The organism is Rhizobium sp. FY34, assembly GCF_005222845.1.
Taxonomy (GTDB): domain Bacteria; phylum Pseudomonadota; class Alphaproteobacteria; order Rhizobiales; family Rhizobiaceae; genus Neorhizobium.
On the sequence record NZ_STFZ01000014.1, the window covers coordinates 411,573 to 431,404 of the forward strand.

18 protein-coding genes are annotated in these 19,832 nt (G+C 60.1%); 8 read left to right on the plus strand and 10 right to left on the minus strand.

Annotation, left to right across the window (positions count from 1 at the left end):
* The first annotated feature begins 259 nt into the window (after positions 1-259).
* A complete protein-coding gene (locus tag E8M77_RS12825) occupies positions 260-1,267 on the plus strand; it encodes a sensor histidine kinase (protein WP_137131012.1) in 1,008 nt (335 codons plus the stop codon).
* Positions 1,268-1,456: 189 nt separating this feature from the next.
* On the opposite strand, the gene E8M77_RS12830 is transcribed toward E8M77_RS12825, so the two are convergent.
* The 4 genes from E8M77_RS12830 to E8M77_RS12845 form a co-directional block, all read right to left on the minus strand.
* Positions 1,457-4,501, minus strand: coding sequence for an efflux RND transporter permease subunit (locus tag E8M77_RS12830; protein WP_137131013.1), 3,045 nt, complete (start codon positions 4,499-4,501; stop codon positions 1,457-1,459).
* A complete protein-coding gene (locus E8M77_RS12835) occupies positions 4,498-5,592 on the minus strand; it encodes an efflux RND transporter periplasmic adaptor subunit (protein WP_137131014.1) in 1,095 nt (364 codons plus the stop codon). The genes E8M77_RS12830 and E8M77_RS12835 overlap by 4 nt, the downstream gene beginning before the upstream one ends.
* Before the next feature lie 4 nt (positions 5,593-5,596).
* On the minus strand, positions 5,597-6,628 hold the full coding sequence (locus E8M77_RS12840) for an efflux RND transporter periplasmic adaptor subunit (RefSeq protein ID WP_137131109.1): 1,032 nt from the start codon (positions 6,626-6,628) through the stop codon (positions 5,597-5,599).
* Positions 6,629-6,747: 119 nt separating this feature from the next.
* The gene (locus E8M77_RS12845) at positions 6,748-7,416 is read right to left on the minus strand and encodes a DUF3313 domain-containing protein (protein WP_137131015.1); all 669 of its coding nucleotides are present in this window, start codon (positions 7,414-7,416) and stop codon (positions 6,748-6,750) included.
* 153 nt (positions 7,417-7,569) lie between these two features.
* Between E8M77_RS12845 and E8M77_RS12850 the strand changes: the two genes are divergently transcribed.
* The 3 genes from E8M77_RS12850 (at position 7,570) to E8M77_RS12860 (ending at position 10,613) form a co-directional block, all read left to right on the plus strand.
* Positions 7,570-8,133 (plus strand): TetR/AcrR family transcriptional regulator, encoded by a 564-nt coding sequence (locus E8M77_RS12850; RefSeq protein ID WP_137131016.1) that lies wholly within the window; start codon positions 7,570-7,572, stop codon positions 8,131-8,133.
* 173 nt (positions 8,134-8,306) lie between these two features.
* Positions 8,307-8,711 (plus strand): OsmC family protein, encoded by a 405-nt coding sequence (locus E8M77_RS12855; RefSeq protein ID WP_137131017.1) that lies wholly within the window; start codon positions 8,307-8,309, stop codon positions 8,709-8,711.
* Positions 8,712-8,756: 45 nt separating this feature from the next.
* On the plus strand, positions 8,757-10,613 hold the full coding sequence (locus E8M77_RS12860; RefSeq protein WP_137131018.1) for a heavy metal translocating P-type ATPase: 1,857 nt from the start codon (positions 8,757-8,759) through the stop codon (positions 10,611-10,613).
* A gap of 39 nt (positions 10,614-10,652) precedes the next feature.
* Here E8M77_RS12860 and E8M77_RS12865 read toward each other — a convergent pair whose 3' ends face one another.
* The 6 genes from E8M77_RS12865 to E8M77_RS12885 all read right to left on the minus strand — a co-directional run bounded on the left by E8M77_RS12865 (position 10,653) and on the right by E8M77_RS12885 (position 14,815).
* Positions 10,653-11,876, minus strand: coding sequence for a cytochrome b/b6 domain-containing protein (locus E8M77_RS12865; RefSeq protein ID WP_137131019.1), 1,224 nt, complete (start codon positions 11,874-11,876; stop codon positions 10,653-10,655).
* 146 nt (positions 11,877-12,022) lie between these two features.
* A complete protein-coding gene (locus tag E8M77_RS12870) occupies positions 12,023-12,631 on the minus strand; it encodes a YceI family protein (RefSeq protein WP_137131020.1) in 609 nt (202 codons plus the stop codon).
* A 246-nt stretch (positions 12,632-12,877) separates the two neighbouring features.
* Positions 12,878-13,255 (minus strand): response regulator, encoded by a 378-nt coding sequence (locus E8M77_RS12875; protein WP_137131021.1) that lies wholly within the window; start codon positions 13,253-13,255, stop codon positions 12,878-12,880.
* A gap of 10 nt (positions 13,256-13,265) precedes the next feature.
* Positions 13,266-13,985, minus strand: coding sequence for a sensor histidine kinase (locus E8M77_RS12880; protein WP_348639904.1), 720 nt, complete (start codon positions 13,983-13,985; stop codon positions 13,266-13,268).
* Positions 13,982-14,242 carry a hypothetical protein gene (locus E8M77_RS24470; RefSeq protein WP_348639905.1) on the minus strand — a complete coding sequence of 87 codons (261 nt, stop codon included), beginning with the start codon at positions 14,240-14,242 and terminating at the stop codon, positions 13,982-13,984. The genes E8M77_RS12880 and E8M77_RS24470 overlap by 4 nt, the downstream gene beginning before the upstream one ends.
* 108 nt (positions 14,243-14,350) lie before the next feature.
* The gene (locus E8M77_RS12885; RefSeq protein WP_137131022.1) at positions 14,351-14,815 is read right to left on the minus strand and encodes an Rrf2 family transcriptional regulator; all 465 of its coding nucleotides are present in this window, start codon (positions 14,813-14,815) and stop codon (positions 14,351-14,353) included.
* A gap of 162 nt (positions 14,816-14,977) precedes the next feature.
* Here E8M77_RS12885 and E8M77_RS12890 point away from each other — a divergent pair, with 162 nt between their 5' ends.
* The 4 genes from E8M77_RS12890 (at position 14,978) to cysW (ending at position 19,821) form a co-directional block, all read left to right on the plus strand.
* The gene (locus tag E8M77_RS12890; RefSeq protein ID WP_137131023.1) at positions 14,978-16,717 is read left to right on the plus strand and encodes an SLC13 family permease; all 1,740 of its coding nucleotides are present in this window, start codon (positions 14,978-14,980) and stop codon (positions 16,715-16,717) included.
* Between the two features lie 202 nt (positions 16,718-16,919).
* A complete protein-coding gene (locus tag E8M77_RS12895; protein WP_137131024.1) occupies positions 16,920-17,945 on the plus strand; it encodes a sulfate ABC transporter substrate-binding protein in 1,026 nt (341 codons plus the stop codon).
* A 35-nt stretch (positions 17,946-17,980) separates the two neighbouring features.
* A complete protein-coding gene (gene cysT / locus E8M77_RS12900; protein WP_137131025.1) occupies positions 17,981-18,835 on the plus strand; it encodes a sulfate ABC transporter permease subunit CysT in 855 nt (284 codons plus the stop codon).
* Between the two features lie 122 nt (positions 18,836-18,957).
* On the plus strand, positions 18,958-19,821 hold the full coding sequence (gene cysW, locus E8M77_RS12905) for a sulfate ABC transporter permease subunit CysW (RefSeq protein WP_137131026.1): 864 nt from the start codon (positions 18,958-18,960) through the stop codon (positions 19,819-19,821).
* Positions 19,822-19,832 lie beyond the last annotated feature (11 nt).

Below are 19,832 nucleotides of genomic sequence, written 5' to 3' on the forward strand. Positions count from 1 at the left end.
GGCTCGATTTGCGACACACGGCATGCCTTGTTATCGCAATGGAATGTGACATATACACACAGATCGACAGCTGCCACGCCTGCGATGTGGTGAACTGCTGCCATGTCTATGGTACAGGAAGCGATGAGCACCGCTGTTCAAGGCAGAACTGCCCCAGAATAGGTGAAGTGTTGGCCAATAGCTCAGTTCTTATGTTGCGCGCGTCGCCTGGGTCAGTCGATGCTTGCTGCGCCGATGGCGTGCAAATGGAAGAGTATCGATGAATAGCCAAGGTTCGGCCGGCCAGCCTGAATGGAGCGCCCGCGAGCTTCGCAATGCCATCACATCGGCGGGCGTTGCCCTCTGGGCCTGGATGGTCGAGCATGACGCCTTCGAGATGGATGGCAGGGCCTATGAATTGTGGGAGGTGTCAGATCGTGGCGCGCTGACATTCGAACTGCTCTCCATGAAGATACACCCGTCCGACCGCGACCGGGTGCGGGCAGCCTTTATCGCCACACGCGTGATCGACGGTCCGTTTGAAATCGATTTCCGCATCCTGACCGAGGCGACGGATGTACGCTGGATTTCCGCGCGCGGCCATGGCAACGGACCGTGCGAAGCCGACCGGCGGATGACTGGCATCTTCATTGATGTCACGGGTCGCAAGCAGGCCGAGGAAGGCCATGAGCTGCTGGCCGGTGAAATGAGCCACCGGGTTAAAAATCTTCTGGCGCTCGCCGCTGGGCTAACAGCCATCACCTCTCGATCGACCGAGACAAAGGAAGAAATGGCGCATCAGTTGACGCAGCGTCTCGTTTCACTCGGGCGTGCGCATGACCTTGTACGACCTCTTCCGGGTGGACAGGGCAGTGCGGCGCTGCTGGGTGATCTCTTTACCGTTTTGCTGGCGCCCTATGATGATGTGGATGCCTTTGCCGGTCGCATCCGTGTGGCCGTGCCGCGAATGGGCATCGGTGAGAAAGCCTCGACCAGTCTGGCGCTCATCATTCATGAATTGGCGACGAATTCGTTGAAATACGGCGCACTTTCGGATGGGGCGGGCCAACTCGATATAACCGGCAGATCGGTGGATGATGATGTCGAACTTGTCTGGACGGAGCAGGGCGGCCCGCCCATAGAACCGATAAAGGCTGCGGAGGGTTATGGTAGCAAGCTGCTTCAGCGCACCGTGACCGGTCAGTTGGGCGGTTCGATTGCCTATGACTGGACGAAAACCGGCGTGCTGGTGACGTTGCGCATGAAGGAATCCCATCTGGTGGCTTGATAGGCGTCTCCAAACCTCGAATGTCTATCGGGACGATGGGCGACGGGGCGAGCAGACTTGGGCCCCGTCGCTATCGTCCAGGCCTGTCGAAATCCTGTTGATCAGGCGGGATCTCTACAGGCTCACCTGATGGACTGGCGTTCCGGTTCCTGTTTCCGGTCTACCAGGCCATCCGGCGGACGCTTGGTGTCAGTCTGGTTCGCGCGGAATGCGGAACCAGGTGACGTAAAGTGCAGGCAGAAACAACAGCGTGAGCAGGGTTCCCACGACAATGCCGCCCATCATGGCATAGGCCATCGGCCCCCAGAAGATTTCGCGTGCAATCGGGATGAGGCCAAGCGTGGCGGCAGCCGCCGTCAGCATGATAGGCCGCATCCGGTGCTCTGTCGCTTCGATCACTGCCTTGAAAGGCGACAGGCCTTCCGCGCGCAAATGCTCGATCTGCACGATCAGGATCACCGAATTGCGGATCAGAATGCCGATCAGTGCCAGGACGCCGAGAATGGCGACGAAACCGAGCGGTGCGCGGCTGAGCACGAGTGCGGCCACCACACCGACCAGCGCCAGCGGGGCGATCGAAAAGACCAGAAACAGCCGGTGGAAGCTCTGCAACTGGACCATCAACAGGGTTGCCATGACAAACAGCATGACTGGCACGACCTGTATTATCGGCGCCTGCGACTGTGCGCTCTGTTCGACTGCACCACCGATTGCAACAGTGTAGTCGTCCGGGAGTTCCTCGGCGAAGGCCTTGATCTTCGGCTGCAATTCCTTGACGATGGTTGCCGGTTGCTTTGGCCCGACAACACCTGCCTTCAGCGTGATGGTGGGGATGCGGTTGCGGCGCGAAATGCTCGGCTGTTCCAGATCGTAGCGGAAGGTGGCGACAGATGAGAGCGGAATGGACTGCCCGGAACTGTTGGGAATTTGCAGGTTCAGCAGCGTATCGATCGACGAGCGGTCGCTATCCTGCGCGCGCCCGACGACATTGACGAGGTAGATACCATCGCGAACCTGCGTGACATTGGTGCCCTGCACGACGCCGTTCAGAACATTGGCGATGTCCTGCGAGGTGACGCCCAGATCGCGGGCCTTGTCCTGCAGAACCTCCATCTTGACGACGCGGGCCGGTTCATTCCAGTCCATGACGATGCTGGCAAGCGATGGGTCTTCGCCCATCAGGGTGGCGAGCTTGAGGGCGTGGTCACGTACGGTGACCGGGTCCGGTCCCGAAAGCCGATACTGGACAGGCTTGCCGACCGGCGGGCCGATATCGAGAAGCTTCACGAAGGCATCGGTGCCGGGGAATGTTGCCTTGAGGTAGACCTGCAGATCCGACCTGATCCGGTCACGGGCTTCCAGGCTCTTGGTCACGATCACGGTCTGCCCGAAAGCCGGCGAGGGGTCCTGGACATCGTAGGAGAGGATGAAGCGTGGTGCGCCCTGGCCGATATAGCTTGACCAGTGATCTATATCGGGGTTGCCGGACAGCTTGTCCGTTTCGAATTTCGCCATCTGACGACCGGTTTCAGCAATCGTGCTATTCTGTGGCAGGTTCCAGTCTACGATCAGTTCGGGGCGGTCGGAGCTTGGAAAGAACTGCTGCTGTACCGCAGACAGGCCAAAGATGGAGGCCGCAAACAACGCAAGCGTGGCGATGATTGTCGGCCAGCGCCAGCGCAGGCAAAAGCGTAGTGCGACGGAAAATACCCGCTCGATGCGACCCTTGTGATCCTGGTGCTTCTTCAGCGTCTTCGGCAGGATTGTAACGCCGAGAAGCGGTGTGAAGACGACGGCCACCACCCAGGAGGCAAGCAGGGAGGTTGCCAGCACGACGAACAGGGTGAAGGTAAATTCACCGGCGCTGCTGCTGTTGAAGGCAATCGGCAGAAAGCCTGCCACGGTGACCAATGTCCCGGTCAGCATGGGAAAGGCGGTCGATGTGTAGACATAGGTCGCCGCCTGGCGCAGGCTGTCGCCGACTTCCATGCGGGCAATCATCATCTCCACGGCGATCATGGCGTCATCGACGAGAAGGCCGAGTGCGATGATCAGCGCGCCAAGCGAGATGCGCTGCAGGGAAATGCCGGAATACTGCATAACCAGGAAAGTGATGGCGAGAACGAGCGGGATGGAGATGGCCACCACAAGACCGGCCCGGATGCCAAGGCTGATAAAGCTGATGGCAAGCACGATGACGACGGCTTCAAACAAGGCGCGGGTAAAGCCGGAAACGGCCTCTTCAACCACGGCCGGCTGGTCGGAGACATGTGAGATGGACACGCCGGCCGGCATCTGCCGGGCGATCCGTTCAACCTTGGCGTCCAGCGCCTCGCCAAATGCCAGAAGGTTCGCCCCAGGCTTCATGCCGATAGCAAGCCCTATGGCTGGCTGGCCATTGTAGCGGAACAGCGCGGTTGCCGGATCCACATAGCCGCGCTTGATCTCGGCCACATCGGTGAGCGGAAAGAACCGGTCATTGACCCGCAGATTGACCGCCTTCAGGCTCTCTTCGGTGGTGAAGCTGCCGCCAACACGCAGCGCAATCCGTTCCGGTCCCGATTGCATCACGCCCGACTGGGTAACGGCATTCTGGGCCTGGAGCGTGGTGATCACGATAGAGCTGTCAATGCCAAGCGCCGCCAGTTTCTGCGGCGAGAATTCGAGATAGATGACCTCGTCCTGCGCGCCGATGACATCCACCTTGCCGACATTGGGCACAGTCAGGATTTTCGTGCGGGCATTCTCCACCCGGTCGCGAAGTTCCCGTTGGCTGAGGCCGCTGGCGGTGAAGGCATAGATATTGCCATAAACGTCGCCGAATTGATCGTTGAAGAAGGGCCCCTGTACGCCGGTTGGGAAATTGCCGCGTATGTCATTGATCATGTTGCGCACGACAAGCCAGGTCGGGGCAACGTCCTTTGCCTTGGTCGAGGCCAGAAGGTTTACGAAGACCGTTGTCTGGCCGGCCTGGGTGACACTGCGCGTATAGTCGAGTGCGGCCAATTCCTGCAGCTTCTTCTCGATCCTGTCGGTCACCTGCTCGGTCACGTCTTCGGCCGATGCGCCGGGCCATTGGGCCTGGATGACCATAGTCTTGACGGTGAAGGAGGGATCTTCCTCGCGCCCGAGTTCCAGATAGGCAAGCATTCCGGCCACGGAAAAGGCGATTATGAAATACCAGACGATGGAGCGATGCTCGAGGGCCCAGTCCGAGAGATTGAACTTGTTCACGTGCGGCGTTCCTGTCCGAGTTTGACGATTTGTCCGTCCTTGATTTGATCGACGCCGGCAGCGACGATGCGGTCTCCAAGCGACAGTCCGGACTTGACCGTCACGAGCACTGTTTGGGCTGTGAGCGACCCGATGTCGATTTCGGTCTTGCGCACCGCGTTGGAGGCTTTGTCGATCCGCCAGACAAAATGCTTGCCCTCTTCATCGAAGACGGCCGATGCAGGCAGGCGAATGGCTTCCGAGGGCATATCGGCTGAGAACCGCACCGTGGCGACTGAGCCAAGGCGGAAGGAGGGTGGCGCCTTGTCAATTGCAATCTTGACCCGGTATGTGCGTGTCGTTGCATCCGCCTCCGGTGCGATTTCCCGCAAGGTTCCGCTCGTCGAGATGGTGGGGTCGAGTTGCAGTTCGACGGTGACGTCGGGAGCCGAGCGGATGGGAGTGAGCAAGGCTTCCGGCACATCGACCACGGCGTCGCGTTGTTCCAGGCCAGCCAATGTCAGTACTGTCTGGCCAACAGCCACCGTCTGCCCGACATTGGCAGCCGTCGCCGTGATGGCGCCATCGAAATCGGCCTTGAGTGTCGCATAGGTCAATTGCTCGCGCGCCTTGTCGAGGCTGGAATTTGCCCGGTCGAGGTTCGCCTGCGCGGCAATCAGCGACTGCTCCGCCACTTCGAGATCGGCCTGGCTTGCGCTTTTGCTGGTTACCAGGATCTGGTTTCTCTCAGCAATGGTCTGCGCATTCTGAAGCTGTGCTTGTGCCGAGCGCACTTCCGCTTCCGTACTGCGCACGGCAAGTTCCAGGGCGAGCGGATCGACGGCCATCAGCACGTCGCCCTTGCGCACGATGTCGCCCAGCTTGACGTTTCGTGAAACGACCCGGCCCAGTGTCCGGAAGGCGAGATCGGCTTCTACTCGGGGCTGGATCTTGCCGGCGAAATCGAGAAGGCCGCTATGTTCGGCTCTCGCGGTGACCCAGAGAACCGAGCGTGCCTCTGGCTGTGCCTCTTCGGCGCGCGGCAAGCCTGATTGCAGGAGAAATGCCGCAAGGGCGAGCGAGATGGCCGTGAACTTTCTATGGTGAAGCAATGGATCAGCCCTCCCATGTCAGCGTTTCGTCGGGTCGGATGATCTTGCCACCTTCCGTCACGACCAGGTCACCGGGCGCAAGTCCCTCAGCAACAATGATTTCTCCGGACCTGTAGAGTGCGATCTTGATCGGCCGGAGGGCGGCGGTGCGGCTCTGCTTGTCGATGACCCAGACGGCGGGCCTGCCATCCAGCGACGACATTGCGCTCCAGGGCAGAACCGCACCCTTGTCCTGCGCGGCAAGGAATGCGCCAAGGATTGGTGTTCCAAGCGGCCAGGTTGCCTCGTCTGGCAGCGTCAGCTTGACCTGGATCGTGCCGGTGTTGGGATCGATGACCGGCGAGGTTTCGCGAATGACGGCCTTTGCCCTTTGTGTCGGTGCGCTGATCGCCCAGACGTCGACATTCTGCGAGGGTTCGCCCTTCAGAAAGAAGGCTTCATAGACGTTGAAGACGGCGTCGCGCGGCCCGTCATGGGCGATGGTGAGTGCCGCCTGGGCTGCCGATACCACTGAACCTACCTCGACATTTCGTGCCGTGATGATCCCGTCCGCATCGGCACGCAAGGCTGTGTAGGTGAGCGCGTCCTTTGCGGAGGCAAGGGTGGCCTCGGACGATTCCAGCGTTGCCTGGCTGGTTGCCAGCTGCTGCTGCGCCTGATCGAAGACCTGTTGCGCAATGGCTTGCGTATCCAGAAGGGTGCGATAGCGCTGATAGGCAAGCGTCTTCTGCTTCACGTCTGCTTGCGCTGCCCGCAGCGAAGCTTCGGCAATCTGTACATCGGCCTGCTGTTCCGTATCGTCCAGACGCAAAAGCAGATCGCCTGCCTTCACATGCGTGCCCACATCGATGCGTCGCTCGACGACCTTGCCGCTGACCCGAAAGGCAAGGTCTGCCTGGATGCGCGCCTGTACTTGGCCGGTAATGGTCGCGACAGGCTGATAACTGGTGACCGATACGCTGACCGCCCGCACGGGCTGCGGCGGCCTCTCGGCGCTCTCTGCCGGCTTTTCGCAACCGGCAAGCGGCATGAGCATCAGGAGCAGAAGCAGAGGCCCTAGAGCTGCGCGCCTGTGCTGCCTGTCGCCTGTGGGTATTGATGGCCGATCGCTGTCCCGCGCAGGGCTGCGCATCGCGCTCTGATGGCAGAGATTCATCACGGTGCCTTCTTCAACAACTGTTCGACAAAGCTTTCTGCGCCAACGCGTATACCGGCACTGGCTGCCCCGAGAGGGGTTACACTTGCGGCTATGTTGAGAGCCTTGGCGCTCTGGTTGGCAACTTCCGCATAGAGAATGTCGCCTGTTTGCGTGTCACGGACCTCGACGGCATAGAGCACCGAGCCCGCAAACGTGCCATGCCGGCCGGCCATCTGCGCGCCGGCATTGATGACAAGCCCGACCGGCAGGACATGGCTGACCGTTGACATGACCGAATTGCTCTTGGCGGCATCAAGCAGTGTCAGTTGGACCAAAAGGTTGCGTGATCCCGGTGCGGCTGCGATGCGGAAATGCTGCGACAGGGCCGCGGTAAACTGCTGCTGCAATTCCTTGGCAAGCTGCGCCTGTTCGCCAGGCGTTACGGCATTGGATGTGCTTCCTGCCGCAAATGCCATTTTGACCGGCGCCATCACGATGCTGTTGTAGGTCGCGAAATCCACGCCTGGCCGACGAAAATGATAGGGCGTGTTCATCGTGCGCGTCGGCGTCAAAAGGGCTGAGGATGCCAGATTGACAGGCCGGGGCGGCACGGTTGCGCAGGCGCTTAAAAGCGCCGCCATTGTGCCGAGTAACCCGATAGAAAACCATGAACGATGGACGCGCATTTAAACTCCATATTGCTTTGCGGACTTAAGTCCTGAAATTGCTGGCACATGAATATGCGAGACAATCAACACCTGTTGACTAAATTTGTCAACGGTTGTTGATTTGGAGCGTCCGATCGCATAGGATGAGAGTGGAATGGGGAAAATACAGCTATGCTGGAACGGAAAAAGAAGTCTGAGCAAAAGGAGCCTGCCCGCGATCGCATCCTTCGTTGCGCGATTGCGCGATTTTCAACACAGTCCTACGAAAGCACGGGTCTGCGGATGATCGCCAAAGATGCGGGTGTCGATGTGGCTTGGGTGCATCGCAGCTTCGGTTCGAAGGAAAAGCTGTTCGCTGAATGTGTTCGGGTGGCGATTTCCGCCAACGAAGTGTTGCTTGCGTCCGACGGTGATCGGTTTAATCGTCTGTTCGAGCAGGTGGTGCGCAACCGCGAGCCGGGAGAGCTGCGCCCGATCGACATTTTTATCCGGTCCTTGTCCAGCTCGGAAGCCTCCACCGCCATCCGCGACATCGCCCAATCATTGGTCATGCCCTCGTTTGTCGAGACTGAAGGGCATGAGGCGAGGGTGGCGCTTGTGTTGTCCATGCTGTTCGGCTTTTCGATCCTGCGCGATGTTGTCGGTATTGACGCGCTGACCAAGGCCGAACCTGATGACATCAAGCGTCTATTGATCGCGGCTAGCCAGGCCATGAACCCTGGTCCGACCGCCTGAACCCGATAAGCATGATGGGGCCGCGCGACATGGGCCTTCCTGCGCTCTGCCGATGGGTTTCGCGAACGGTTCAGGGCATGCGCACTTGATGCGTATCAAGTTGACCTTTTGCGCTGCGTGCTAGCCTCGGCAGGATGGTTCCCCGCCGGGGACCCTCATTGGGAGTGTCGCAGATGCTGGAATATCGGGTAACGGCCAGCCGGATCGATCCGCAGGCCAGTGTCGCACAGGCAAAATCCGCACAGATCATGCTCGATACAGGCCTTTCCGGTACGCCAGATGCCTTCAATCCCGCCGAACTTCTGCTGGCGGCCATTGCGGCCTGCATGATCAAGGGCATAGAGCGCGTCATGCCGATGCTGGATTTCCAGCTTTCCGGCGTCGAGGTCAGCCTTCACGCACTGCGCCAGGACAGTCCGCCGCGCATTGTCTCTATCGATTACCAGCTTGTCATCGATACCGACGAAAGCGATCAGCGGCTTGAACTCCTGCACAAGAATGTTCGCAAATATGGGACGATTTCCAATACGGTGGCTGCTGCTGCGCTCCTTGAGGGCAGGATCACGCGAAAGCAGTGAACCGTGTGATCGGCAATGCGCCTTGCGCGGACAGGAAAGACATACATGGCCTATATCAACGCCGACCGTCTGAAATCCGCTTTGCTGCTGTTGGCAGCGCTCTGTCTGGTGCTGGGGCTTGGCCTTTTTGTTGCAGAAAGGCCGGATGCCGCGACGCTGGCCTGGCGCGTTGGTGTCGTTCCGGTTCTGGTTGCGCTGGTCGTCGAGATCCTGCGCAGCCTCTGGCGCGGCGAGGTGGGGCTCGACATCGTGGCGGCTCTCTCGATGACGGCGGCTTTGCTATCCGGCGAAACGCTGGCGGCATCCGTGGTCGCGGTTATGTATTCCGGCGGCACATTTCTGGAAAGCTTTGCAGAGGGCCGTGCCCGGCGCGAAATGAGCGCGCTCCTGTCGCGCGTGCCGCGATCGGCAACCCGCTATGTCGCGGCTGGGCTTGAAGATGTGCCGCTCGACGCGGTCGAGCCCGGCGATCTGCTGTTGATCCACCAAGGCGCGATCGTTCCGGCAGATGGCGATATAGAGAGCGCAGAGGCCATGCTCGACAAGTCGGCTCTGACCGGCGAATCCATGCCTGTCCGGCTTGATCGGGGTGCAGAGGCGATGAGCGGATCAACGAATGCCGGCGATGCCTTCGACTTGCGGGTTCGCCACCGTGCCGCCGATAGCACCTATGCCGGCATTGTGCGGCTGGTCGAGGCGGCGCAGGCCTCCAAGGCGCCGATGGCGCGGCTTGCAGACCGCTATTCCCTGCTGTTTCTCGCCGTCACGATTGCGTTGTCCTCTGCTGCCTGGTGGCTGACCGGAGACCCCATTCGTGCGGTTGCCGTGCTGGTCGTTGCAACGCCTTGCCCGTTGATTCTGGCCGTGCCCGTGGCGCTGGTGGCCGGTCTGTCGCGGGCGGCGCATTTCGGCGTTCTGATCAAGGGCGCAAAACCGCTGGAAGCCCTGTCGCGCATCCAGACGCTCGTCCTCGACAAGACCGGTACGCTGACGGAAGGTCGCCCGCAGATTGTTTCGACCGAAGCGCTGAACGGCATGTCGGACGCAGATATCCTGTATTTTGCCGCCGCTCTGGAACAGGCGTCGAAACATCCTATGGCACAGGCAATCGTTGCCGCAGCGCGCAGCCAGGGCCTCGTGCTTCCATCGCCTGAAAATGTCAGCGAACGTCCCGGCGACGGGCTTTCCGGCACGATTGCCGGTCGGCATGTGATCGTTGGAGGCCTCGCCTATGTCAGCGGCCAGATCGGCGTGCAGGCCGTGACGGGCGCCGCCCTCAATGTCGGGACCGTGCTGGTTGCCGTTGCTATCGACAACCGGATGGCCGGTACCCTGACCATGGCCGATGCGCTGCGGGAGGGAACGGCGGAACTGATCGCCAATTTGCGAAAGCTGGGTATCCGCCGCATCCTTCTGGCAACCGGTGACCGTCGCGCCGTGGCCGACACGGTGACCAAGGGCCTTGGCCTGGATGGTGTGCGCGCCGACCTGACGCCCGACCAAAAGGTTCTCCTGGTCTTGAGCGAGCACAAGCACGGACCGGTGATGATGGTGGGTGACGGCGTCAACGACGCGCCGGCGCTGGCTGCGGCCGATATCGGCATTGCAATGGGTGCGCGCGGGGCCGCCGCCTCGGCGGAGGCTGCCGATATCGTGCTGCTCGTCGATCATCTGGATCGTCTGCTGCCGGGGATCGAGATCGCCCAGCGTTCACGGCGCATTGCGCTGCAAAGCGTGGTGGCCGGTATTGGCCTTTCTGTTCTCGGCATGATCGCCGCTGCATTCGGCTATCTCACGCCTGTGCAGGGAGCCCTGCTTCAGGAACTGATCGATGTCGCCGTGATCCTCAATGCGCTGCGGGCTTTGCGGATCGAACCCCGGATCGGGCAGGGGAGCCGGTGAGCACCCCAGCCGGTCGGAAAAGCGCCAAGGGCGCGCGCCTCAGCTTGTCGGGCCAGACGGGCTTGCTTCGAGCGTGAAGCTGACGCGGATGAGCTTGTCCAGCCACTCGCCCTTTGCATCATTTTGCAGGCCAAGCCCCAGCACCAGCCGATCGAGTTCTGCTGAGCCGGTGGCGATGGCGCGTCCGGTCTCGTCGCGCTTCATGTCGAAGGCAACCGATACAGGCACGGTTGCGCCGCGGATCAGCACATTCCCGTGGCCGATATAGGCCGCGCCGGCGCGCTCAAAGCGATCGAGAACCACCTCCACCAGCGGGTGGGCCGCCGTCTGCAGGCCGTCGTCACCGCTTATGTTCGGTTTGACGAAGGGATTGTCGAAATCGACCGAAGCGGCGGCGATGCTGATGCTCGCTTTGGCGGCTGCCAGATTGTCGGGATCGAAATCGACGGTGGCATCCCATGTGCCGATGGTGCCGGCCGTCGGCGTTCCAGAAAAATTGATCGAATAGGCAAGCTTCGATTTGGCCTTGTCGATCACCCAGCCCGATGGCGCCGCAGAGGTCGGCCCAAGATTGGCGGCGTTGACGGCTGTGGGGGCGCCGGTTTGCGATATTGCCAGCCCGCCGCCGATGAAACACAGCGCCAGCACCACCGAGACCAAGGCGCCTATGGCAGAGGAGGGCATCCGCGTCAGCCAGCCAAGAGGAAGCATCCGTGAGAAGGACGGCATCTTGTCAATGAGCGAATGCTTCAGCGCGCCGGCGACATGCAGCACCAGCAATAGACCGAATCCATAGGCGAGGATTATATGCGCATAGTCTGAAACGGTTTCCACCGTGGCTCGTATGCTTGTTGGAACGAAAATATGCGGCCAGACAAGGCTTTGCGAGAGAAACAGAAAGGTCGGAATACCGGTGGAGGATGCCGAAACAAGCAGCCAGCCGGTTAGGGGCACGATCAGCATCAGGGCATAGAAGAGCACATGCACGATGCTGGCCGCTGTCGCTTCAGCCCTGCTCATCGGCGCATGGGCCGGCGGCGTGTGGAACAGGCGCCAGGCAATGCGGGCGATGGTCAGCGTCAGCACTGCAACGCCAAATGTCTTGTGCCACTGAAACATGGCAAACCGCAGCGTATCGGGCACGCTGTCCACGCGGCTCATCAGAAAGCCCACCGCAAGCTGGGTGAGGATGAGGGCCGCGATCAGCCAGTGCAGGATCATTGCACCCATGCTGTAGGCGCGAACCGAGTGTGTGTCTGACATTGGTGACTTCCAGTCGTTGCAGGGGAGTGTCAACGGCCGGCGCATCCCGACACGGTGTCGGGATGCGCCGGACCTGGAGCAGATTGAGCAAATAAGCAGCGTGGCGTTGCGCCCCGGCTGCCGGATATACGGCAGGCGCTGGGTGCTTACTGCGCGACGAACTCGGTTTCGATCGTCAGCTTCACGTCGTCGCTGACCGGGCCGACCAGCGCCGTGACGCCGAAATCGGAACGTTTGATGGTGCCGGTTGCCGAGAAGCCGACAGTCGGCTTCTTGGACATCGGATGCGGGTTGAGCGCGGCATTGAGAGTGACGTCAAGCGTGACGGGCTTGGTCACGCCGTGGAATGTCAGGTCGCCGGTAACGGTGCCGGTCTTGCCATCCTTGACGTTGATCGCCGTCGATACAAACTTGATTTCGCTGAACTTCGCTGCGTCGAAGAACATCGCACCGGCGATCTCGGCATTGAAATTCTTGTCGCCGGCGGGATAATTGGTGCTGACCGACAGGGGGTCGATGGTGGCCGTCAGCTTGGATTTGGTGACGTCAGCCGGATCGAGCACCAGTGTGGCGGAAATCTTGTCGAAACGGCCGATATAGTTGGAAAGGCCGAAATGCACGACGCTCCACAGGACATTGGTGTGGGTGACGTCAGCCTGGTAGGTGCCGGCGGGAACATTGATCGTCTGCGCAAATGCCGTGGAGGACGCAAGTGCGAGAGCACCGGCAACGAGGGCGGACTTAAGTGAAAACATCGCGGATCCTTGCATTGTTTCGAGAGCACATTGCGTGCAGGATCTACTAGGCACGGCAGTTTCCATCGCGGAATGGCGACGGTGTGTTCGCAATATGTTGACAATGACGCAGCTGCGGTAAAATACTGATATTAATACACAATATCTATTATCACCTGGAAACAATGAAGTGTGAGCGGCGCGTGATCCGCTTTATCTGCTGCGTTGCAGCAGGCCATGTTCACTGCTTGATCGCAAGCCGGCCCGTTACGCGGCAAGCGAACGGATCTTCTCGACAAGCTCGGTCATCGAGGTCGGCTTGCCGAGATTGTCCACATTGCAGAACACGGGGTCCTGCGCCAGTTCGCCGGGCGAGCCTGCGGTTGCCAGAACGAAGGGTACGCCCTGCGACTTGAGATAGAGAGCAACCGGCGTTACTTTTTCGCGTCCCAGATTGACATCAAGAACGGCGGCATCGGGCCGCGTCGTCCGCAGGAGGGCAAGGGCATTGTCCACCGAAGATGCAGGCCCCAGGACTTCAAATCCCGCTTCGAACAACGCATCGCCGATCTCCATCGCAATGAAGAGTTCGTCTTCGACGACGAGAACGCGTGTCGCGGATCTGTCGTATGTGGCGTCAGTCATGATGAAGTCCTCAAAGCGGAATGCGGATGCTGGCTTCCAAACCGGTCAAACCATAGATGAGTTCCACTCTGCCGCCCAAATGAGCTGCCGGTCCGTTGATCAATTGCGTGCCATAGCCCATGCGCTGAGGTGCTGCGACCGCGGGGCCGGCTTCTTCTCGCCATGCGCAGACGATGAAGGATCGCCCCGCCTGACCGTCTTCCAGCCGCCATTTGACCGACACGCGGCCCTCCGGCACGGACAGTGCACTACACTTTATCGCATTGGTTGTGAGTTCGTGAAAGATCATACTGGTTGAAAGGATGCGGGCGCTGACCAGCTCGACGGCCGGTCTGCCGCACTCGATACGGTCCAGCCCAATCGCGCCCACTGATTGCCTGATTATCGCTTCGAAATTCGCCGTCTTGCAGTCTGCCGTCATTTCCTGGGTACGCAGCGTGACGTTGAGCCGCCCGAGAAAACTGTCGCGATACTCGATGGCGCTGCGATCCTTCGTGTCTGTCTGCAATGCAATCGCGCGCACCACGGCAAACAGGTTCTTCATGCGGTGGCGCATTTCGGCAATGATGAAGCCCATTTCCGCATCATTTCGCTGGCGCTCTGTCACATCGTCAAACAGCACGAGAATGCTGCTGCTATTGCCGTCCAGATGCGACAGGTGTCGGGCATCGACGAGAAAGGTCCGCTGGCCGATGGTGGGGAAGTCATGTTTGACCTCGAAGCCGATCACCGCGTGGCCTTCGGAATGACCGAGGCCACAAGTTCGCGCAGCTCTTCAATATTCCATTGTCCATTACCAAGTGCAAGGAATGGCTGGCCGGCAATGGCGTCACGCTCCACCTTGAATGTGCGGATGAAGGCATTGTTTGCGATTGCCAGGCACAGATTCTGGTCCAGAACGATAATTGGCTGGGTGATCGTATCGACGGCACCCTGAGCCTGCACATGTCCGCTTCTCAGCAGACGATACAAATCTCCCAGCATCATTCCCGAGCTCTCTCCAAGGCGAACGCGTAACTTAACCTGCAGCCGAAACACGCGAAGCCTGGAGATAAGTTGTATGGACGTGCATGCTGTGGCGGCGTGGAAATGCGTCTATAGTTGCGATCGTGCGAGCATCTGCTCGATATCGGCCTGTTCGTCTTCCACCATCCGGCGCATGGCGCTCAGCGATTTGCGATCAAGCACGGCGGCAATGGCCTCGCGCACTTCAAGCATTGTCAGGCGAACCGCGCAGGCATTCTCGTCCGGGCAATCATGACAGCGGGAATAGGCTGTACGGCTGGCACACAGGATTGGCGCCAGCGGCCCGTCGAGCACACGCAGAACCTGGCCGACCATGATCGTATCTGCCGCCCGGCTGAGGCTATAGCCACCGCCGCGCCCCTTGCGCGTCACCACGAAGCCGCTATGGCGCAAGTCCCCCAGAATGGCATCGAGGAACTTCTTGGAAATGCCATTCGCCTCGGCAATCTCGACAGATTGCGCGAACGTACCTTCCGGCAGACCTGCGAGATGATAGAGCGCTTTCAGCCCATATTTGCCCTTCATCGACAACATGGCGTGCGTTTTCCTTCCAGATGTCCAGGAGAAAGCCTGGGCCGTTTTTCTATAGCGCCATGCGGCCTGGCTTGCCATCCGCTGCGGGCGGGAAATAGGGGCTGACGGTCTGGGACCGATGATCTATTCTCTCCCAAGGTTTTGCGGGAGAGACGCGCGGGCGTGACGACTGACCAGTTCCTGATAATTGCCCTGCTTCTCGGCCTTCTTGCCCTGTTTGCCACGGATCGTTTCCGGCTTGAAACCATGGCCATCGGTGGCCTGGCGCTGGCCGCGGTTCTCGGGCTGGTTCCGCTTGGCGGTATCTTTTCAGGTCTGACATCGCCGGCCGTGATTACCGTCATCGAGGTCCTGTTGATCGTCCAGGCGATCAGCCGCAGCCATATCTTCGATCGCATAGGGGGGTGGTTGAACCGGCGCGGCTTGCGCCCGCACTGGCTCGTCATTGCCCTTTGCGCGGTCGCTGCCTGCCTGTCCAGCGTCATGAACAATGTCGCTGCCTTTTCTCTGATGCTGCCGGCCTGTTTCTCGGTGATGGCCCAGAATCGCATTCCGGCGCGCTGGATCTTTCTACCTTTGTCCTATGCCACATTGATGGGCGGGCTCTGGACATCGATCGGCACGCCACCCAACCTGATTGCCAGCACACTTTTGCAGCAGGCAACCGGCAAGCCCTTTGCATTTCTAGATTTCGCGCCGGCCGGGATCGCGGCCACACTCTGCGGCCTCCTGGTCATGGCTGCCTGGTTGCCGCGCAGCCTCTATGTCGGGGTGCCGGCTGGCGAGGCGCCGGAAGAGATATCGCCAACCCGCAGGGTCATGACGGATCTGGTCGCTCTGCCAAGGGGTTCCGGTCGCCAGACGGTTGGTCAACTCGAAGGCATGCTCGAAGGCAGGGTTCGCAATGTTGTGCGGGCCGGCAAGCGGCTCTTTCCGTTGAAGCCGGACAGCATTGTGTCTGACGGCGATCACTTGCTGGTCGAGGCGCATGCGGTACGGCTCGAGGCCTGTCTCGCCTCCGGCGCCTTTGCCTATGCAGGCGGCGGCGAAAACAGCCGAGGCCAGCAGATCGCCGCGGTCGTCATGCCGCACAGCGTGCTTGTCGGCTCCTGCGTGGCAAGCCTCGACCCGGACAATGTCCCCGGTGTGACGATCCTGCGGATCGAAGGGGAGTCGGGCCGCTTTGAAGGTGCCTTCGAGGAATTGCCGTTTCGCGTCGGCAATCTGCTTCTGCTGGAAGGCGAGGCATCCGCCATCCGGTCCTTCATCGGCTATTATGATCTGATCGAGGTTGCCGGAAACGACGGCGCGGCACGAGCTGCCACCGGCTGGATGCCGCTTCTTGTCTTTGCTCTTGGTGTTTCTGTCTCGGCCCTCGGGCTCTTGGCGCCGGATATCGCGCTTGGCGCCGTCGTTGCGATCTTCTGCCTGATGGGCTGGCTGGACCTGCGGCTTGGCCTTCGAAACCTCAATTGGTCGATTATCATTCTTCTGGTGGCCATGTTGCCGCTCGGCACGGCACTGGCAACAACCGGTGCTGCTGCGGCAATTGCCCATGGGCTGATCGGCTTGATGCCGATGGCCAGTGCCCCGGTGGCTGTCATCGTGCTGCTGACGCTCGCCATGCTGATTACGCCCTTCGTCAACAACACAGCCACGCTTGCTATTCTGGCGCCCGTTGCGCTGGAGGTTGCCAGAGCGACGGGCCTTTCGCCGCAAATGCTGTTGATGGCCGTCACGATGGGCGCATCGCTGGATTTCCTGACACCCTTCGGTCACCACAACAATATGCTGGCCTATAGCCTTGGAAGCTATCGCTTCATCGAATTCGTCAAGGTCGGCTGGCCCGTGTCACTGGCCACGGGACTGGCGGGTGCGGTCGCATTATTGTTCTACTGGTGATCGAAACAAGGCGTTGTGCGCAGGAGATTATTGCGCCGATTGACGGCATTACACCCTATTCGTTCTGTTGCGCTGGCGCATGAGAGCCTCGCCATTCTCCCGGCAATCCTTGAAAGTGAAACAGTTTTGCGAACTGGTTTCGGTCCGTTGCAAATGTCTATCGGCTCTATAGACTGACGGCATTCAAACGGAGGAAGCCATCATGTCCAGGTCCACCCGAGTGTTCTCTCTTGCCGCCGCAAGCCTTTTTGCATCCCTGCTGGTTGCGCCGCAGGTCATGGCTGATACCACGCTGTTGAATGTCTCCTATGACCCGACCCGTGAGTTCTACAAGGACTTCAATGCGGCATTTGCAAAGGACTATAAGGCAAAGACCGGCGAGACGGTCACCATTCAACAGTCGCATGGCGGTTCCGGGAAGCAGGCCCGCTCGGTGATCGACGGGCTGGAGGCCGATGTCGTGACGCTGGCTTTGGAAAGCGATATTAACGCGATTTCCGAGAATGGCGGCAAGATCAAGCCGGATTGGCGCGGTCGCCTTGCCAACAATTCCTCGCCTTATACCTCGACCATCGTGTTCTTGGTTCGCAAGGGCAATCCGAAGGGCATCCACAACTGGGGCGATCTGGTGAAGGGGGATGTGTCCATTGTGACGCCGAACCCCAAGACATCGGGCGGTGCGCGCTGGAACTATCTGGCTGCCTGGGCCTGGGCAAACGAGGAGTTCAAGGGCGATCAGGCCAAGATAAAGGCCTATATCTCCGATCTCTACAAGCGCGCTCCGGTGCTTGATTCCGGCGCACGCGGCTCCACCGTGACCTTTGCTCAGCGCCAGATCGGCGACGTTCTGCTGGCCTGGGAAAACGAGGCCTATCTGGCCGGCCAGGAATTCGGCGAGGACAGTTTCGAGATCGTCGTGCCGCCGATTTCCATTCTGGCAGAGCCGCCGGTTGCCGTTGTGGATGCCAATGTCGATGCCAAGGGCAGCCGCAAGGTGGCCGAGGCCTATCTGCAATATCTCTATTCCGATGTGGGCCAGAATCTGGCTGCCAAGCATTTCTATCGTCCCGCAAAGCCGGAAGTGGTAGCACCCGATCTGTTGAAGAAACTGCCCGATGTGAAGCTCGTCACCATTGACGATCCGATCTTCGGTGGCTGGAAGAAGGCGCAGCCCGAGCACTTCGGTGATGGCGGCATCTTCGACCAGATCTACAAGCCGGCACGCTGAGCCCTGATCCTGCACACGATAAGGCGCCACGCTTCATGACACTTGCAGCCACGTCACGGTGGCGGTGGAAACAGCCGAGCATCATTCCGGGTTTCGGATTGACGCTCGGCTTTTCGCTCGCTTACCTTTCCCTGATCATCCTTATCCCGCTGGCGGGTCTTGTCTGGCGCACGGCTTCCATCGGCTGGGCGCAGTTCTTTGCGGTCCTCACGGACGAGAGAACGCTTGCCGCGCTCTACATAAGCTTTGGCACCGCCCTGATTGCTGCTTTGATCAATGCGGTGTTTGGCGTTCTCATCGCCTGGATCCTCGTGCGCTACGAGTTTCCGGGGCGCCGGCTGATCGATGCCATGGTCGATCTGCCCTTTGCCCTGCCAACGGCGGTAGCGGGCATCGCGCTTGCCTCGCTTTATGCGCCGAAAGGCTGGATCGGCGCGATTTTCATGCCCTTCGATATCCGCATCGCCTTCACGCCCATCGGTATCATCGTGGCACTGATCTTCATCGGCCTGCCCTTCGTGGTGCGCACGGTGCAGCCGGTGATGGAAGAGATCGACCGCGAGGTGGAGGAAGCGGCGGCAACACTGGGCGCCAGCCGCTTCCAGACCATCTTCACGGTCTTGCTTCCGGGCCTTGCACCCGCCGTATTGACCGGCTTTGCCCTGGCTTTTGCACGCGGCGTTGGCGAATATGGCTCCGTGGTCTTCATTGCCGGCAATATTCCTTATGTCTCTGAAATCGCGCCGCTCCTCATCGTCATCCGGCTCGAGGAGTTCAACTATGCGGGCGCCACGGCCGTCGCGACCATCATGCTCGCCATTTCCTTTGCCATGCTGCTGGTCATCAACCTGATCCAGGCCTGGAGCCGCAAGAGGTATGGCTATGTGTGACGTTTCTGTGGTTGCAGAGGCTGCCACCCACCACAGCCGTCTTCCCGTAGAGACGGGGAGACGGTGCCGGCACGCGGATGAGGGGCAGTTTGCCGCCGCTCAAGGTCAGAAGCGGAGTTCCCATGTCCGATAGTCGCACAACACCTTTCCGGGACCCTACAGACGAGAGCCCGCTGGTCAAGCTGCTGGTCATCCTTGTCGGCCTGGCATTTCTCGCCTTCTTTCTGTTCCTGCCGCTGGTGGGCGTCTTCGTCGAGGCCTTCCGCAAGGGCGGGCAAGCCTATGTCGAGGCGCTGGTCGAGCCTGACGCGGTTTCCGCCATCCGGCTGACGCTGCTGGTGGCCGTCATTGCGGTGCCGCTGAACCTTGTCTTCGGGGTTGCGGCGGCCTGGGCCATTGCCAAGTTCGAATTCAAGGGCAAGGCCTTTCTCATCACGTTGATCGATCTGCCCTTTTCGATTTCGCCGGTGATTTCGGGGCTTGTCTATGTGCTGCTGTTCGGCAGCCAGAGCCTGCTGGGCCCATGGTTGAAAAGCTATGGCATCGAGATACTCTTTGCCGTGCCGGGGATCGTGCTCGCCACCGTTTTCGTCACTTTTCCCTTCGTCGCGCGCGAACTTATCCCGTTGATGCAGGATCAGGGCACTGGCGATGAGGAGGCGGCGTTGTCGCTCGGAGCGTCCGGCTGGCAGACCTTCTGGTTCGTCACGCTGCCCAATATCAAATGGGGTCTGCTCTATGGCGTGCTTCTTTGCAATGCCCGCGCCATGGGTGAATTCGGGGCCGTTTCGGTGGTCTCCGGCCATGTGCGGGGCCTGACCAACACTATGCCGCTGCATGTCGAGATCCTCTACAACGAATACAATTTCGTGGCAGCCTTTGCCGTCGCCTCGCTGCTGGCAGCGCTTGCGCTTGTCACGCTCGCTCTCAAGACAATTCTGGAACTGCGGTTCGGCGCTGGCGGCGCCGGCGGCCGCAGGCATTGAAAGGCCTTTCT

What these genes read in the sequence shown, in the direction of transcription:
- E8M77_RS24470 (WP_348639905.1), bottom strand. Translation starts at nt 14,242, where the DNA reads ATGATGCTGGGAGATTTGTATCGTCTGCTGAGAAGCGGACATGTGCAG.
- E8M77_RS12845 (WP_137131015.1), bottom strand. Translation starts at nt 7,416, where the DNA reads ATGCGCGTCCATCGTTCATGGTTTTCTATCGGGTTACTCGGCACAATG.
- E8M77_RS12885 (WP_137131022.1), bottom strand. Translation starts at nt 14,815, where the DNA reads ATGTTGTCGATGAAGGGCAAATATGGGCTGAAAGCGCTCTATCATCTC.
- E8M77_RS12855 (WP_137131017.1), top strand. Translation starts at nt 8,307, where the DNA reads ATGCTGGAATATCGGGTAACGGCCAGCCGGATCGATCCGCAGGCCAGT.
- E8M77_RS12870 (WP_137131020.1), bottom strand. Translation starts at nt 12,631, where the DNA reads ATGTTTTCACTTAAGTCCGCCCTCGTTGCCGGTGCTCTCGCACTTGCG.
- E8M77_RS12840 (WP_137131109.1), bottom strand. Translation starts at nt 6,628, where the DNA reads ATGCTCATGCCGCTTGCCGGTTGCGAAAAGCCGGCAGAGAGCGCCGAG.
- cysW (WP_137131026.1), top strand. Translation starts at nt 18,958, where the DNA reads ATGTCCGATAGTCGCACAACACCTTTCCGGGACCCTACAGACGAGAGC.
- E8M77_RS12865 (WP_137131019.1), bottom strand. Translation starts at nt 11,876, where the DNA reads ATGTCAGACACACACTCGGTTCGCGCCTACAGCATGGGTGCAATGATC.
- E8M77_RS12850 (WP_137131016.1), top strand. Translation starts at nt 7,570, where the DNA reads ATGCTGGAACGGAAAAAGAAGTCTGAGCAAAAGGAGCCTGCCCGCGAT.
- E8M77_RS12860 (WP_137131018.1), top strand. Translation starts at nt 8,757, where the DNA reads ATGGCCTATATCAACGCCGACCGTCTGAAATCCGCTTTGCTGCTGTTG.
- E8M77_RS12895 (WP_137131024.1), top strand. Translation starts at nt 16,920, where the DNA reads ATGTCCAGGTCCACCCGAGTGTTCTCTCTTGCCGCCGCAAGCCTTTTT.
- E8M77_RS12825 (WP_137131012.1), top strand. Translation starts at nt 260, where the DNA reads ATGAATAGCCAAGGTTCGGCCGGCCAGCCTGAATGGAGCGCCCGCGAG.
- cysT (WP_137131025.1), top strand. Translation starts at nt 17,981, where the DNA reads ATGACACTTGCAGCCACGTCACGGTGGCGGTGGAAACAGCCGAGCATC.
- E8M77_RS12875 (WP_137131021.1), bottom strand. Translation starts at nt 13,255, where the DNA reads ATGACTGACGCCACATACGACAGATCCGCGACACGCGTTCTCGTCGTC.